This is a genomic window from Streptomyces sp. NPDC001153 (assembly GCF_053598315.1).
Window position 1 is genome coordinate 24204 of sequence record NZ_JBSFJZ010000031.1, and the last position, 15477, is coordinate 39680.

Here is a 15477-nt window from a genome sequence, read left to right on the forward strand (position 1 = left end):
GTGGCCAGAGTCCTCGTCGAGACCCTCACGATCCCGGCAGTACTCTTCCTCGGCCTGCTGTTCAGCTTCCCCATGGCCTTCCACCAGCCTCAGCCCCACCACGCCCAGCTCGTGATCGCCGATCCCGCGGTGGAATACAGGGTCGAGACCGCACTCCAGCGGCAGCATCCCGGCGGGTTCGACGTCACCGCCGTCCCGGACGCCCGGGCAGCCCGCCGGGCGGTGGTGGACCGGGACGCCGCGGCAGGCTTCGCCGCCACGGGCAGACATGCCGCCGTGCTCTACGTGGCCAAGGCCAACGGCGCGTCCCTCGAGCAGGCGCTGACCAAGGGCTTCACCCAGCTTGCGGCGCACAACCACCAGAAGCTCACCGTCACGGACGTAGCCCCCACGGTCAGCAAGGACGGGTCCGGCACGACCCTGGTCTACTTCGGGATCGCCTGGAACGTCCCCGGCTACATACTCGCCACGACCCTGCTGCGGGCGGTGACCTTCAACCGGCGCAACAAGCTCATCACGGTCGCGGGCGTCGCCGGCCTCTTCAGCGCCGTGGGTTTCCTCGTCGGCGTGGGACTGGGCCTCTTCCCCAACGACCCCGCGGCCCTGGCGATCGCCTTCCTGCTCACCACGGCCGTGGCCACGTTCTCCCTCGGCATGGCGCCCTTCGTCAAGCACTTCTTCCCCCTGGCGGGTCTGGGCCTGTACGTCGTGCTGAGCGTTCCCTCCAGCGGCCTGGTCCCCGTCCAGCTGCTGCCGGGGTTCTTCCAGGCCCTGCACGCCGTCATGCCGCTGGGCAACGCGGTCGACGCCCTGAGAGGAGTGCTGTACTTCGACGGCGCCGGGGTGCTGAAGCCGGTCCTCGTCCTGTGCGGGTGGATCACCGCGGGTTGGGTGCTGTTGGGCCTCGACGCCTGGCACCACCACCGCATGGCCGTACGACGGGGAGCCCAGGACGAGCCGCAGGACATTCCCGAACCGCCGGTGGAGGACCCCTCCCTGGAGACGCCCACACCCACCGCGCTACCGGTCCACCCCCACCACTTCGGCGAGCCGTTGCCGATGCTGGAGGGCACCGTCCACGACGGCGAACAGCAGCCCGTCCGCCATGCCGCGGTGACCGTCATGGACACCGGCGGCCGGCAGTTGGTGCGCACCACGACGAACGCGCGCGGCGAGTACGCCGTGACCGGACTGCCCGAGGGATACATCAGCGTCGTCGTCTCGCACCCCGGCCGAGACCCCCTGGTCCACCAGAAGCTGCTGCAGTCCGGTGTGGCCGTCCGGGCCGACTTCACCCTGCACGACCGGCGCAACGGCACGTCAGTCCGCGCGGGCGCTCAACGCCTCGACCTCGGACACGCGAGACACGGATCCTGAGACCACACGGATGGCGCCGGCCGGGGCCGACGAGGTCGATGTGCCCTGCTCGATGCACACCGCGACGATCTCGGTTTCCCGGGAAGCCGCCGCGCCGCGTGTCGGTGGCCCCCGGCGCCATCGCACGGCTGGAGGATGCGGCCGAAACCATCGCTCTCTTTGCTGGACGTAAGCGGAAACAAGAACGCCGGGATCGGCAGCGGCCCGGGCAAGAGGGAAACACATGTCTGACAACAATCACGCCACGGTGGCGGTCACCGGGGTGACCGGTGCGCTCGGCAGCCGGATCGCGGCCCGACTCGCCGGCCACGGCGTCCCGCAACTCCTCGTCGGACGTGGTCCCGACCGCATGCCCGAACTGCCAGGCGCCCAGCGACGCGGTCCGGCCGCCTACGCCGACGCCGCAGACATGCGCAGGGCGCTCGAGGGCGCGTCGACCCTCATCCTGGTCTCCGGACACCGTACGGGTCGCCGGCTGGAAGAACACGCCACCGCGATCGAGGCCGCGATCGCAGTCGGCGTGGGCGGGTCCTGTATGTGTCCCTCGTCAGCGCGGCGCCCACCGCCACCTACCTCAACGCCCGTGACCAGTGGCTGACCGAACAGTTCCTGGCAGGGACCGGGATCCGCCACACAGTGCTCCGGGCGGGCTTCTACGCGGCGACGCCTGCCGCCCTCGCCAACGAGGAACTTGTCGTAAGCGGCCCTGCGCCGACAGGCCGGGCCGCCTTCGTCACCCACGAGGACATCGCCGACGTGATCACGGCCGGCGCCATCGAGGACGGTCCCCGCTCCGAGCACGACGGCGCGACCCTGGAGATCACCGGGCCCGAGGCCCTGACTCTCGACGAAGCTGTCACCCGGATCGCCGCAGCCACCGGTCGGCCCTACCGCTACGAACCCGAGACCCTCGAGGAAGCCTTCGCACGGCGATGGCGACTGGGCATGAGCGGGGAACAGATCGAGACCCGGATCTCGTGGTATCAGGCGATCCAGAGGGGCGAGGTTTCCGTGGTCACCGACGTGGTTCCTCGACTCACCGGCTCACCGGCGACCCCGATCTCGAACGCAGCCTGGTGGCCCGCGCCGAACACCGCCCGGGGTACCGCTGAGTTGAGGCGGAAGCGAAGCTAAGGCGGTGCCCTGTGTGGTGAGGCGGTCGTTCGGCTGTGCATGAAGCGGGGTGAGTTGGGTTGTGCCGGACGGTCTATTGGGCATCGCAAAGCCGCTGATGCCGCGGTCGAAGGTGCGGCCCTCAGGGTGGCGGGACGCACGACAATCGACGGTGCCGCGAAGTGCTCACGCAGGTGGTCGGCGGCGCGCACGAGATCGTCGGAGCTGAACCTGCTGCCGGCGAAGTCGCCTCGGGCTCCCCGATGCCGGCGAGATTCGCATTGAGGACCGCGATTCCGTGTCCGGCCGGCTCCCGGCGGATCCGGGCGGCCGCCAACCAGTCCCTGCCGCACGTAAAAAGCAGGGGCGAATACGGCGTACGCCCAAGGCGTCCCCTCAGGAAAGGCCCAGGCGAGCCTCGGGAGCGCTGTCCATCAGTGCGTGCAGGCATGCTGCAGTACGAGAACAAGGCTGACACCGAGGACGAGTGCGATCACTCCCAGGACCATCACTTTCGTCTGATCGCTCATCTGCGGCCGTTCATTCGTGCGGAGGGCTCGGTTCCTACCGGCGACTCGAAGTCCTTGACGGCCCGGACAGCGAGCCGGCCGTCGCCCGCACTGCAGGCCCGCAAGACCTGCCGGACACACCCGACATCCGCGCGGGCGAGGGGAACGTGGCTACTGGTTTTCTGCCGGGTCAGAATGGCACGGCAAGGAGCTGAGGCGCATCACATGATCTGGTGATCGGTCCGACCGTTCCCTCCCCTGTCGCGAGTAACTCCTCCTTACTGGTGACCGTGCGTTGGCGACGAGATACTCGACGGCGCACACAGAGATCGCCCTGAGTCGATCTTTCTGCGGTCAAGCCCGAAAGGGACGCCTCGAAGAAGGGCGGCGAGTCGCACGCCGACCAATCACTCGATCGTGCGATGCTCCCCGCCCTTTTCCGATCCATAGTGATTCCTGTTAGCGATCGATAAAACAAGGAGAAATGATTATGGAAAAGCTCGCACGTCGCATCGCGATCGCGACTGCGTCTCTTGCAGTCGCCGCAGGTGCTCTCTTCGCTTCCAGCGGTTCGGCGAGTGCGGCCGCTTTCCCGGCGGACACGCCCACCCCCGCCCAATCAGGTGTGGTTGCGGGGACGGGAGCCACCGGCTCGAACCACGGCGGGTACGGCGGAGTCAGGAGTGAGGGCCACCGCCACCACGGGAAGCCCTCGGACGGGCACTGCGGCCACTACGCCTACGACCGCTTCGACCGCTTCTACCCCTGGGTCTGGGACCAGCTCACGGAGCTCGGACACGTCAACTGAGATGGCGTCCCGCTTCGTGGTGTAGCCGATCAAGGGTGGGGCGTACGCCTGGGGCGTGCACTGACAGGGATTCCGCTCCCTGCCCAGCAGGCGGGCCACCTGCAACTCTCCTTGGTAAACGGCCAGTTCAACCAGGGAGGTGCACGGTGGCCCTGTCCCAGTCTGACCTACTCCATCCCTCGCCGTCGAACGCATCCAGCGCATATCTGCCACACCAACACCTGCCCCGTCGGCCTCGCCACCCAGGACCCGCGTCGCGCCAGCGCATCGAACGTCCACGAAACATCGGCTCGAGTCCACCGCTTCCAGTCCGCCACGGCGCAAGATCATCGCTTCGCCGGCCGCATGTGAACCCGCTGATTGTGCCGGCGCACGCTGTGCCGGCGTGTAGACCTGGCCACTGCCCAGTCCCATGCGGAGGAGAGGGAGTCTCATCGTGGCCAGAACCTCGCCCCCGTCATTGAGGCTGGAGGAGCGCCACCAGCTTGCGGTGAGGCCGCAAGCGCCTCATCCACGCCTACCGCGTACTGCGCGAACTCGACGCGATACACCAGGGAGAAAGCCCAGCTCACGACTTGATGATCCTCGGCACACGGACTTGACGACTAATTAGTGAGAGCATCACCCTGCGTCATTAGATCTGTCGCGATGCCCACAAAGAGCCCCGTGCCAGGAGTGCTGACTGCGCAAGGACCGCTCACTAGATTATGCGATGCACAGCGAACACTGATGGTGTTGGTATTTAGTTCCTGATAGAGGCCGGGGGTGTTTTGCACGATGAGCGGTATTGACAGTGCCCTGAGCTCTACGCCAGCTGAGTCCCAACCTTCCTCGTCTTGTCACACGCGCATCCCGGAGTGCGCCACCACCGATCTCGACTCTCCGAAGTATGAGCCAGGCCAAACATTCACAGGCGGACTGGAGCCCTGGCTTTCAGCGTGGCTGGCAGTCGGCCAGGAGAATCACTGACATGAAATGCCATTCACCCATCCCCTCGTTGAAGCTGATGAGCCGACAATGACTGACACCGTCATCTGGTTGATCGGATTCCGCTACCACGTTGCCCCCGATCGTATAATTCGGTGCTTCTACCTGGTCGACAACGCCAGGGACCAGCAAGAGGCTCGGCGGATCGCCGCCGAACGGGCAGAGACACCCGCCGAACGAGGACGACGCAAGCACCTCATTCTAGACCAGGCTTGGACCGAAATACGGTGCCTGCACTGTGACTCCATCGGCAGATGGAAATTTGAGCTCGCGGAGGATTCCCGCTGAACGTCGTCCGCCACGGCCCACCATGGAAGCGCCAAGCCGGGCATGGTGTAGTAGCGGTGAGTCAGTCAGAGCTGGGGAGCGTAGCGAGGGTCTGGCATGGGTGGGACGGTCTTGGACGGGCTGTCCCACCAACGTGTGTCCGCGCCGCATCTAGTGACAGCGGCGGGCGCGTACTTGGTGGCGACGCCACCATCCGGACCAGTTCACCGCGTGGTCGCGGCATGCAGGAGTGTGGCGGGCTTCAGCTGCCGGCAGACGACGGATTTCAGCCGGTGTGAGGTCCACGAGGTCGGGTGCGTCGGTCGGGTCACCCCATATTCTCACTTCTGGACGGCTCTCACCGTGAGGAACGCATGGGCGAGCATGGTGAGCGTGATGTGCCGGCACCATCCCATGTAGCCGCGGACCTCGTACTTCTACGACAGTGGCCGCCAGCGGGGCGCAGGCGAGGTAGTACGCGATTTCGTCGGGCTCGCTCATGCTGCGGCGGGCCAGCATCCGCCGCTGCCGGGTCGGCTCGTCGCCGTCGAACTCCCACACACTGCGGGCAAGCGGGCGGCTGCCCAGTCGTAGAACCGTTCGCCCATGGCTCCCGCACCCGCCGACAGATGCTGCCATGCCTCGGGCGGGGCCTGGGCGAGGACGTGGTCGATGCGCGGGCCGTGCACGGGCCGCGACTTGGGCACGGCGAAGAGCGGCGGGGTGCCGGCGTCGATGGCGCACCCCGCCCGCTCACCGCGGCGAGACCAGTCAAGCGGCGAAACGATCAGGGTCGGCGGCCTTCCAGTCCACCGCCCAGGACTCCGGCGGCTCGATCAGCAACTGCCCCGGGTCCAGCCATTCATAGAGCTCCGCGTAGGAGCGGACCGTGACCGGATCCACGCGCCGGCGCAGCATGTGCGGGCGCAGCTCGGCCGGTCCGTTCACGCCCAGCGAGGCGATGATCTTCAGGGAGCTGTTCACCGTGGCGGACTGGAAGCGCTGCACCCGGACCGACTTGTCGTCGACGTGCAACGCGCGGGCGCGGCGCGGGTCTTGTGTGGCGACTCCGGCGGGGCAGGTGTTGGTGTGGCAGCTCTGCGCCTGGATGCAGCCGATCGCGAACATCATGGCGCGAGCCGCATTGGTGAAGTCGGCGCCCTGCACCATGCGCTTGACGATGTCGGCTCCGGTGGCCACCTTGCCGCTGGCGCCGATCCTGATCCGGTCCCGCAGGCCGGCGCCGACCAGAGCGTTGTGGACCGTGATGAGGCCCTCGGTGAGGGGGCTGCCCAGATGGTCGGCGAACTCCGGCGGGGCGGCTCCGGTGCCGCCCTCCGCTCCGTCGACGATGATGAAATCGGGCGCGGTGCCCTCCTCGATCATGGCCTTGCACACCGCCAGGAACTCACGCCGGGAGCCCACACAGAGCTTGAAGCCGACCGGCTTGCCCCCGGACAGCTCGCGCATCTCGGCGATGAACCGGATCAGTTCCCGTGGGGTACTGAAAACCTCGTGGTACGGGGGCGAGATGACGGTCCGCCCCTCGGGGACTTCGCGTACCCGGGCTATCTCGGCGGTGACCTTCTCCCCGGGCAGCACTCCTCCGATGCCGGGTTTGGCTCCCTGGGACAGCTTCAGCGACACGCACTTCACGCTGTCGTGAGCAGCCTTTTCCGCGAACCGCGCCCGGTCGAAACGGCCGTCCTCGGTGCGGCAGCCGAAGTATCCGGTACCGATCTCCCACACCAGGTCGCCACCGTGCCGCAGATGGTATTCCGACAGGCCGCCCTCACCCGTGTCGTGTGCGAAGCCTCCGAGGGCGGCGCCCTGGTTCAGGGCGAGGATGGCGTTGGCGGACAGCGAGCCGAAACTCATCGCCGAGACATTGAACAGGGCCATGTCGTAGGGCTTGGCGCAGTCCGGACCACCGATGCGGACCCTCGGCTGCTCCGCCGGCACCGGGCGTGGCCTCATCGACGACTCGAAGTACTCATATCCTTCGGCATAGACGTTCCGTTCGGTCCCGAACGCTTGCTCCGCTTCCAAGCCCTTGGCGCGCTGATAGACGAGACTGCGCACATCCCGGTCGTAGGGACGGCCGTCGTAATTGCGCTCAATGAAATACTGCTGCAACTCCGGCCGGATCGACTCCAGCATGAAGCGCACATGTCCCAGCACAGGGTAGTTGCGCAGCACCGAGTGGCGCTTTTGGAGGAGATCGTAGGTACCCACGCCCGCCAACGCCGCGCACAGCACGGCGGCCGGCCACCACCAGGGAGACACGGTCGCCGCGAAGGATCCGAATGCGACTGCGAGGACTCCAATAAATACGATCGATGCAATTCTAATCACGTGCGAAACCTACTCCTGTCCCAGTAGCGTCACAATGTCTGTATGATGCGATATACGGCACATTCGGCGCACGGAAGTCCTATCGGCTCGGGGTATGCGAATTCCGTCACGCCGGCCCGGCCTGGACCGAACCGCGCGCGTATCGGCCGGCCCATGCGGCCAGCAGCGTCGCGACATAGCGGGCGTCGGCACGATCGGTGAGCAGATGGTCGGCGCCATCGATCGCGACAAAGGACTTGGGGTGCCGTGCTGCGTCGAGGATCCGCTGGGCGTTCTCCACACCTACCGTCTCGTCGATCGGCGAGTGCAACACCAGGAGCGCGTGACGCAGTCGGCGGATGCGCTCGGCCTGAGGCTGCGCGGAGATGTCGTCGAGGAACTCCCGACGGATGTGGAATACGCGGCCTCCGAGACTCACCTCGGCCTCCCCGTTCCGCTCGATCTCCTCCCGCCTGCCGCCGAACGTGTGTACGACGTGCTCCGGCTCCGCAGGTGCACCGATCGTGGCCACCGCCGCTGTCTCGGGTATCCGGTGCGCGGCGGCCAGCACGGCTGCGCCGCCCAGCGAATGCCCGATGAGGAGCGACGGTGCCGTGAAGTTCTCACGCAAGTGGTCGGCGGCGCGCACGAGATCGTCCACATCGGAGCTGAATGTACTGTCGGCGAAGTCACCCCCGGACTCACCGATGCCGGTGAAGTCCACACTGAGGACCGCGATTCCGCGTTCGGCCAGCTCCCGGCAGATCCGAGCGGCCGCCAACCAGTCCTTGCCGCATGTGAAGCAGGGGGCGAACACGGCGTACGCCCAAGGCGTCCCCTCCGGCAGATCCAGGCGCGCCACGAGCGGGACGCCCTGCGAGCCTACGAACTCGATTTTGCTACTGCGCCTGGACATCCCGGCCCTCCACGCTCCCGACCCCGATCTGGTTTCGTGTGCCACTTTTCTTCGGCAGACGACCGCCGAGTCAAGAAAACTCGAGCGGTATCAGCTCTCTGGGCAGAGTGGACCGGAAAGGAACTGAGAACATCGCACAATCTAGCGATTCATGTGACTATCAGGTCTCGACGCAAGCCCACAATACATACCTGCAGCATGGCGCCACCTGGGCAGCAGTCAATCACCAGATCATGCGATGCACTACGCACCTTCCTGATCGAAACTGGCCGCGTTGGCAGTTTCTACTCTCCGGAAACCAGGGAATGATTGTTTTGCGTACCAAGAACAAGCTCGTACGGCGTATAGCGACCACCGCCGCCGCTCTGGCATTCGCCGGAGGCACCCTCCTCGTCGCCGGGGGTTCCGCGAACGCGGCTGCTCTTCCGGCCGACGCGCGCGTCCCTGCGCGAGCGGGTGCGGTGGCCGAGACGGGAACCGTCGGTGGCCACCACGACGGACATCGCGGACACGTCTGGGACTGTTCCAGGTACGACCGCTTCTACCCGTGGATCTGGGAGCAGCTGAAGACGTTCGGGTTGGCACGCCCGTAGTGGGTGACACCGGCATCGCCCGCGGCCCGAGAGGTTCGGTGGCACACCGCGGGAATATCCGGAACGACGTATACGGCTGTGCCCATGTGGGATCCGGGAAACCTGCCGGTGTCGGAGGAAGTGCGCGAGGACGGACCGCAAGTGATCAAGGAACATACCGGCCACCGCGGCCTCGCGCCGGACCGCCGCAGGAGGCACACCGCTGAGCTGCTCGCCACATGCGCCGCCTGTCTCATACCCTGGACCGTGATGCTGGGTCTGACGCTGCCGTCGTCCCACCACGTGCACGAGTGGCGCCTGACCTGGGTCGGATTCGACGTGCTGCTCATCATGGCGTTGGCGTCCACGGCGTTCCTGGCCTGGCGGCGCAGCCGTTCGGTCATTCTGTACGCGCACGCCACAGCAGTCCTGCTGATCTGCGACACCTGGTTCGACATCTCGCTCGATGTCGGAACTGAGGACGTCTGGATGGCGGGGGGCCTTGCCCTGGCTACCGAACTGCCACTCGCCGCCTTCCTCATCCACCGGGCACACTCCCTGATCGCCCTGTTGCCATGGCCGCCCGCGCACACCGCCATCGGCGACACCGCCGGGAGCCGGACGGAACCGGTCCCGGAGGGGGAGACCCTCCCCCCGGGCCTGCGGACGCGTGGATGACCGGAGGGGGTTTCGGAGCTCAGATGCCTGGCAGTGGATCAGACGGTCGTGACCACTTGCGCGTACGTCAGGCGTGGGGAGCGCGGGAACCAGGCATTCTCGCCCGGCCTGCCGATGTTGACGACGGCGAGAACCGAATGCTCGCCGTCGCTGAAGAACTCCTTGTCGATGCCCTCGGCGTCGAAGCCGGTCATCGGTCCCGCGGCCAGGCCGGCCGCGCGGACGCCGATGATGAAGTAGCCGACCTGGAGGAGCGCGTTGAGCCTTGCGGAACGCTCACGCACCGCACGCTCGGCGCAGAGATCCCTTGCCTGCGGGAAGTGGGGGAACTGGCTCGGCAGTTCCTCGTGGAACTCATTGTCCGCGGCGAGGATGGCGACGAGAGGGGCGACCGCGGTCTTCTTACGGTTTCCCTCGGACAGGTGTCCGGTCAGGCGTTCACGCGCCTCGGCGGAACGAACCAGCACGATCCGCAGCGGCTGCTGGTTCATGCTGGTGGGACCGTACTTGACCAGTTCGTAGATCGCCTTCACCTGGTCGTCCGTCACCGGGTCGTCGGTGAAGGTGTTGGCGGTACGAGCCTCCCGGAACAGAAGGTCCTGGGCTGCGGGGTCGAGTGCGAGTGACATGGTGAACCTCTTACTGGGTGTGCGGCTTTGGCATCTAGGTGATTCGGCGAACTGGGAAACAGAGGAACTGGGCGCTGACAGCAAGCAGATAGACAGCCGTCGTGGTCGTCCCGACGAGCCCCCACAGGAGGGGACCGGAACAGCACCATGCGAGCAACAGGCTGACCAGCGCAGCGAGAGCCGCCATGGGCAGATGGAAGGCGGCCCATATCCACGTGCCGGCCGGGGCGGACCTCTCCGGCTTCATGGGGGAGCCGCCGTACGCGACGGCACCCAGCCCGACGAAGGCGAGCGTCGCACCGGCGAGGAGTGCCAGGACTTCGGCCGTCCCTGGGGCGCCCCGATCGGACGACGTCACGGCGGTGGCGGTCCACAGCGCCAGGGTGTATCCGTGCGGGGCCGCGCTCGCGGCCACGGCTGCACGGAGCTGGCCGCGGTATCCGCGTCCGGCGACCGCGCCGGTGCCGACCGACCCGGGCCGCGGTTGACCATCCGTCCGCGACACGGGGGAAAGTCCTCCCACGCCGGTACTCCTTCTCGAGCGCCTGGTACGCGGCCCGGTCTGCGCCAGGGGAACGACCCGGTCGGTCTCCGGGCTCAGCCGTCCGCATGTGATCGGATCGCTGACGGCACCGTGCCTGTGGCGCCGTCGCGACCAGGATCACCCGTGCGTCAGCCGCCTGCATCGCCCATTCACGGGATCCTCGCCGCCGGGCCCCGCCGCCGCAGGCGTCGCTCAGTCCGCCCCGTCGGCGATGCCGCCCCGTTCGATCGCCAGCCGGGTCAGTTCGACTCGTGTGTTGATGCCGAGCTTGGTGAAGATGTGCTTCATATGCGTGTTGACGGTGTGCACGGACACGTAGAGCCGGTCGGCGATGGCCCGGTTGGTGAGGCCCTCCACGACGAGCGGGATGAGCTTCCGCTCGGATTCGGTCAGGCTCTCCCATCCCGCTGCGCCGGTCGTGTGGTGCCGTGGGGCAGCTGTGCGCACGCCGAACTGCCTGAGGCGCCGCATGATCCGTTCGTGATCGCGCAGGGCTCCGCATGCCGACGCCAGCTCACCCGCCTCCTCGAAATACGGGATCGCCGATGTGCTGTCGCCCGACGCGGCCACGCGGTCCCCGAGGTCCTCGCAGACCGCGGCCAGGGCCAGCCGCCTGCCGGTGCTCCGGTAACCGGTGACGGCGGACGCCAGTGCGCCCTGGTCGTGGTGGAGCAGGCCGTCCACATGGGCACGGACTGTCCCGACGATCTGCTGGCCGCCGTCCTGTGCGGCCAGGGTGCGCAATGCGCCGGACACGGCCTGCGCGAGCGAGGGGTCCTCGCCGCGGAGCGCCATGCGCACGATCCCGGGCCAGTGAGACGGCGGCACCGCAAGCAGGCGTGCCGGCTCGGCGTCCGTGAAGCTGCCGCCCATCGCCGCTGCCGCTGCGGTGTCCCGGCCCTCCGCGTCGGCCAGGCAGGCGCGTGCGAGCGACACCCACAGGCCGAACCGCTGGGTGCTCGTGCCGTATCCGGCTTCGGCGGCGCGGAGATGGTCCCTGGCTTTGGCGAGGTCACCGCGTCTGATCTCCACCAATGCCAGGACGGAGCGGGCCTGCGGATTCGGCTGGGTGATCTCGAGTTCGTCGGCCACCATCAGACTGGACTCGGCCTCCACGGCCGCGTCGTCCAGCGCCCCCTGTTCGAACAGCGCGCAGGCACGGCTCGCATGCCAGTGGGGAAGCGACCAGCCCAGGCCCAGCGTCTCCGCTTCGCGCTGCCCCTCCCGCAGCACCCGCTCGGTGTCCGCGAGCCGGTCGGTGGCGGTCAGCACCGTGGCCAGCCACAGCGCGGGAATCCGCGGAGGCCGCAGGTAGAGTACGCCGGACTCCGTGCCGGCGGCGCGTGCCGTGGCCTCCTCGGCGAGCTCAAGGGCGCGGGCCAGGCGCCCGCGGTAGAAGAACGTCTGCGACTGGAACACCATGGCGCTGACGACGACGGCCGGGTCCTCGCTGCGGTAGGAGGCCTCGACCAGTCCGATGTCGGTCTGCTCGGCAGCGGTGATGTCCCCGAGGTACACGTGGCCCGTCGCCTTGGTCTTCAGCAGCCTGATTCGCAGGTCAGTCGGCAGCCCGGGAAGGACCAGAGCCTGCTGGAGGTGTGTCATCGCTGCGGCATCGTCGCCCGCGGCCTGGTGGATCTCGGCAGCCACCAGGCGCAGACGCGCCTCCTGCACCGGCTCCAGCCGGTCCGACAGGGTCGCGTCGACCAGGTCGAGCGCCTGGTGCACCCGGCGGGTCCGGCCGAGGTACTCCGCGGCGTCGGTCAGCAGGGCGATGCGCCGCCGGTCGTGCAGGGGCAGCAGTCCGGCGATCTGCTGAGCCAGGTCCGCAGCCGCGTCAGGGGCCGACGAGGACAGTTCCCGTACCGCGGTGGTCAATGTGGTCACGGCGTCGTCGTCGACCGGGCCGCCCGACAGGACGACGTGCCAGGCCACCTCGGCCGATCGTGCCCCGATGCCCCGCAGAATGTCGGCGGCCTCCCGGTGCAGAGCGGTCCGTACGGCCGGCGCCAGATTCTCGTGGACGGCCTGCCGCATGAGGTCGTGGCGGAACGCCAGTCGCGGCCCGTCGCCGGAGAGCAGACCGGCGTTCAGGGCCGCCTCGACGCCCGACAGCAGGCTGCCGACCTGCCTGCCGAGCATGCGGGCGGCCGTACCGAGGTCGAACTCCCGGCCGAGGACGGACCCGATCTGGAGGAGGCGCACGGCATCCTCCGGGAGCCGGTCCAGACGCGCGGCGACGCTCCGCCGGAAACCGACGGGGATGCCGTCGTGCGGCAGGCTCGCCACGCCCGCCTCCACTTTGACGGCGTCCGTGTCGACGAAGGCGCGCACCAGTTCGATCGCCAGAAACGGATTGCCCCCGACGCCCCGCAGGAGCCGGGCCAGACCGGGTGACGGTTTCGCCCCGAGGACGTCGGCCGCGATGTGCTGCAGCTCCTGCTGCGGCAGGGGACCGAGGGTCAGCCACCGGGCTCCGAGGCGTTCGAGGTCCTCCCGCACCCTGGCAACGGTCGGCCGCTCGGTCTCCGATCGTACCGCCAGCACCCACAGGATCCGCGAACCCGCCAGTCGCCGGGGCAGGGTGCGCAGCACCAGGAGCGTGGCCGGATCCGCCCACTGCGCATCGTCCACCAGCACGGCCACCGGGGCGCGCTGGGCACGCTCCTCGAGAGCGTCCGTGATGCTGTCCAGCAGCCACAGCCGCTGATCGTCGGTGGCCGCGGCCGCTCGTTCGGAACCGTCGGAGAACTGCAGGGCGGACTGCAGGGCGGCTCCGGCGGCGTACTGGTCGAGCTCGTCGGCCCGTACGGACACCACGTCGAACCCGGACCGCCGTGCCATCTCGTCCAGCTCCGCCAGCAGCCGGCTCTTGCCGACGCCGGGTGCGCCTTCCACGACGACGCAGGCACCCCGCCCGCCACGCACCGCGTCCAGGGCCTCACGGACAGCCGCCATCTCGCGGCCCCGTCCCCTGAGGCGCAGGCCGTTCACGGCCCGGTGCCCACGCCCACCGGGCCGGTCACCCACGGGGTCTGTGCTGCGCATGGGGCCAGCATGCCGCACGGCCACATCGCCCTCAACGCCGGTTCATGTGTGCCCGGCGCTTTCACCCGGGTGATTGCCGGTTCCGTGCCGTCCGCTCACCCCGCCACGACACATCCTTCGACGCGTCCAGATCTCTTGCCCCCCGAGAGGAGCACGACGTGCGTACAGGCAAGGAATACCTCGCGGCACTGAACGACGGCCGCACGGTGTGGGTGGGTGACGAACTCGTCGACGACGTGTCCACGCACCCCAAGACCAGGGCGTACGCCCGGAGCATCGCGGACTTCTACGACCTGCACCACCGTCCCGACCTCCAGGACGTCATGACGTTCCTGGACGAGGACGGTGTCCGGCGGTCCATGACGTGGTTCCAGCACCGCTCCAAGGAGGACCTGCTGCGCAAGCGGCGCTACCTGGAGACGGTGCAGCGGGAACTGGGCGGCGGTGCGATCCCGCGCACGCCGGACGTCAACAACTACGTCCTGCTGACCTACGTCGACGACCCCGAGCCCTGGAGCAGCCAGTCCGTCGGGACCGACGGGCGGGACCTCACCGGTGGGATCCTCGACTTCTGGAACGTGATGCGGGACGGCGACCTCAACGCGACGCCGGCCTTCGTCGACCCGCAGGCGGACCGCTCGCGCGATTCGGCACAGGCCATCTCCCCCGCACTGCGGGTGGTCGCCACCTCGGACGAGGGCATCACCGTGCGGGGTGTGAAGTCGATCAGCACCGGCGCGGCCTTCGGGGACTGGATCCACATCGGCGTCTTCTACCGCCCCGGCATCGTGTCGGAGCAGATCATCTACGGGGCGGTGAAGCCCAACACCCCCGGGGTCACCATCATCTGCCGCGAGAGCAACGTCCGCGACGGCGAGGAGGTGGAGCACCCGCTCGCCTCGCAGGGTGACGAGCTGGACAGCATCATCGTGTTCGAGGACGTGCTCATCCCCTGGAACCGGGTCTTCCACATCGGCAACCCCCAGCACGCCTCGCTGTACCCGCAGCGCGTCTTCGACTGGTTGCACTACCACTCGCTGGTGCGTGCCATGGTCAAGGCCGAGCTGATGCTCGGTCTGGCCCTGCTGATCACCGAGCACATCGGCACCTACCAACTGCCGCCCGTCCAGGCGCGGATCGCCCGGTTCGCCGGCTTCCTCCAGACGCTCAAGGCGCATGTGATCGCCTCGGAGGACGAAGGCTTCTTCACTCCCGGCGGCATCTACAAGCCGAACGTCCTGATGTTCGACTTCGGGCGGGCGTACTACATCGAGCACATCACCGACCTGACCCACGAGCTCATCGACCTGTCCGGTCGTGCCGCGCTCATCTATCCAACCGAGGGGCAGTGGGAGCGGCCCGAACTGCGGCCGTGGCTGACGGCGCTGCAGACCGGACCGGTCGGCAGGCCGCACGACCGGCTGAAGATCAGCCGGGTGATCCGCGACATGTTCCTGTCCGACTGGGGCGACCGCATCAGCACCTTCGAGAACTTCAACGGCACGCCCCTGCTGGCCATCCGAAGCCTCACCATGAAACGTGCCGAGATGTCCCCCACCGGCAGCATGGCGGACCTCGCGCGCAAGGTCTGCGGCATCGAGAGCGTGAGCAACGACGGGGAGCAGGAGACCGCGTACCTGGCCCAGGCGGACTACGCCCGACGCCAGGACGCCTCTCGTCAGAACGCCTCGTAGC

General features: G+C 68.0%; 13 protein-coding genes and 2 pseudogenes. 9 read left to right on the forward strand and 6 right to left on the reverse strand.

What is annotated here, in order from left to right; genetic code table 11:
* From ACWDEN_RS30800 to ACWDEN_RS30825, 6 genes and pseudogenes are all read left to right on the forward strand, one after another.
* Positions 1-1377 (forward strand): carboxypeptidase regulatory-like domain-containing protein, encoded by a 1377-nt coding sequence (locus tag ACWDEN_RS30800; RefSeq protein WP_450861060.1) that lies wholly within the window; start codon positions 1-3, stop codon positions 1375-1377.
* 223 nt (positions 1378-1600) lie between these two features.
* Positions 1601-1975, forward strand: a complete 375-nt coding sequence (locus ACWDEN_RS30805; protein ID WP_450861062.1) for a hypothetical protein — start codon at positions 1601-1603, stop codon at positions 1973-1975.
* Entirely contained in the window at positions 1915-2511 is a 597-nt protein-coding gene (locus ACWDEN_RS30810; RefSeq protein ID WP_450861063.1) for a hypothetical protein, read from the forward strand. The genes ACWDEN_RS30805 and ACWDEN_RS30810 overlap by 61 nt, the downstream gene beginning before the upstream one ends.
* A gap of 49 nt (positions 2512-2560) precedes the next feature.
* A pseudogene (locus tag ACWDEN_RS30815) lies at positions 2561-2654 on the forward strand (IS5/IS1182 family transposase); the annotation flags it as partial.
* Positions 2655-3489: 835 nt separating this feature from the next.
* On the forward strand, positions 3490-3807 hold the full coding sequence (locus ACWDEN_RS30820; protein WP_450861065.1) for a hypothetical protein: 318 nt from the start codon (positions 3490-3492) through the stop codon (positions 3805-3807).
* Positions 3808-3918: 111 nt separating this feature from the next.
* Positions 3919-4158, forward strand: coding sequence for a glutamate synthase-related protein (locus ACWDEN_RS30825; RefSeq protein ID WP_450861067.1), 240 nt, complete (start codon positions 3919-3921; stop codon positions 4156-4158).
* A gap of 1127 nt (positions 4159-5285) precedes the next feature.
* Here ACWDEN_RS30825 and ACWDEN_RS30830 read toward each other — a convergent pair.
* The 3 genes and pseudogenes from ACWDEN_RS30830 to ACWDEN_RS30840 all read right to left on the reverse strand — a co-directional run.
* Positions 5286-5795, reverse strand: a pseudogene (locus tag ACWDEN_RS30830) (IS701 family transposase); the annotation flags it as partial.
* Between the two features lie 37 nt (positions 5796-5832).
* Complete coding sequence (locus tag ACWDEN_RS30835) at positions 5833-7407, reverse strand: FMN-binding glutamate synthase family protein (RefSeq protein ID WP_450861183.1); 1575 nt, start codon at positions 7405-7407, stop codon at positions 5833-5835.
* Between the two features lie 115 nt (positions 7408-7522).
* Complete coding sequence (locus ACWDEN_RS30840; RefSeq protein WP_450861069.1) at positions 7523-8311, reverse strand: alpha/beta hydrolase family protein; 789 nt, start codon at positions 8309-8311, stop codon at positions 7523-7525.
* A gap of 314 nt (positions 8312-8625) precedes the next feature.
* Here ACWDEN_RS30840 and ACWDEN_RS30845 point away from each other — a divergent pair, with 314 nt between their 5' ends.
* Complete coding sequence (locus tag ACWDEN_RS30845) at positions 8626-8904, forward strand: hypothetical protein (RefSeq protein ID WP_450861071.1); 279 nt, start codon at positions 8626-8628, stop codon at positions 8902-8904.
* Positions 8905-9045: 141 nt separating this feature from the next.
* Complete coding sequence (locus ACWDEN_RS30850; RefSeq protein ID WP_450861073.1) at positions 9046-9561, forward strand: hypothetical protein; 516 nt, start codon at positions 9046-9048, stop codon at positions 9559-9561.
* A 38-nt stretch (positions 9562-9599) separates the two neighbouring features.
* Here ACWDEN_RS30850 and ACWDEN_RS30855 read toward each other — a convergent pair whose 3' ends face one another.
* The 3 genes from ACWDEN_RS30855 to ACWDEN_RS30865 form a co-directional block, all read right to left on the reverse strand.
* Positions 9600-10190, reverse strand: coding sequence for a malonic semialdehyde reductase (locus ACWDEN_RS30855; protein WP_450861075.1), 591 nt, complete (start codon positions 10188-10190; stop codon positions 9600-9602).
* A 34-nt stretch (positions 10191-10224) separates the two neighbouring features.
* The gene (locus tag ACWDEN_RS30860; protein WP_450861077.1) at positions 10225-10605 is read right to left on the reverse strand and encodes a hypothetical protein; all 381 of its coding nucleotides are present in this window, start codon (positions 10603-10605) and stop codon (positions 10225-10227) included.
* 321 nt (positions 10606-10926) lie between these two features.
* A complete protein-coding gene (locus ACWDEN_RS30865) occupies positions 10927-13782 on the reverse strand; it encodes a helix-turn-helix transcriptional regulator (RefSeq protein ID WP_450861078.1) in 2856 nt (951 codons plus the stop codon).
* A gap of 158 nt (positions 13783-13940) precedes the next feature.
* Here ACWDEN_RS30865 and ACWDEN_RS30870 point away from each other — a divergent pair, with 158 nt between their 5' ends.
* Positions 13941-15476 carry a 4-hydroxyphenylacetate 3-hydroxylase family protein gene (locus ACWDEN_RS30870; RefSeq protein ID WP_351620777.1) on the forward strand — a complete coding sequence of 512 codons (1536 nt, stop codon included), beginning with the start codon at positions 13941-13943 and terminating at the stop codon, positions 15474-15476.
* Position 15477: the final 1 nt, after the last annotated feature.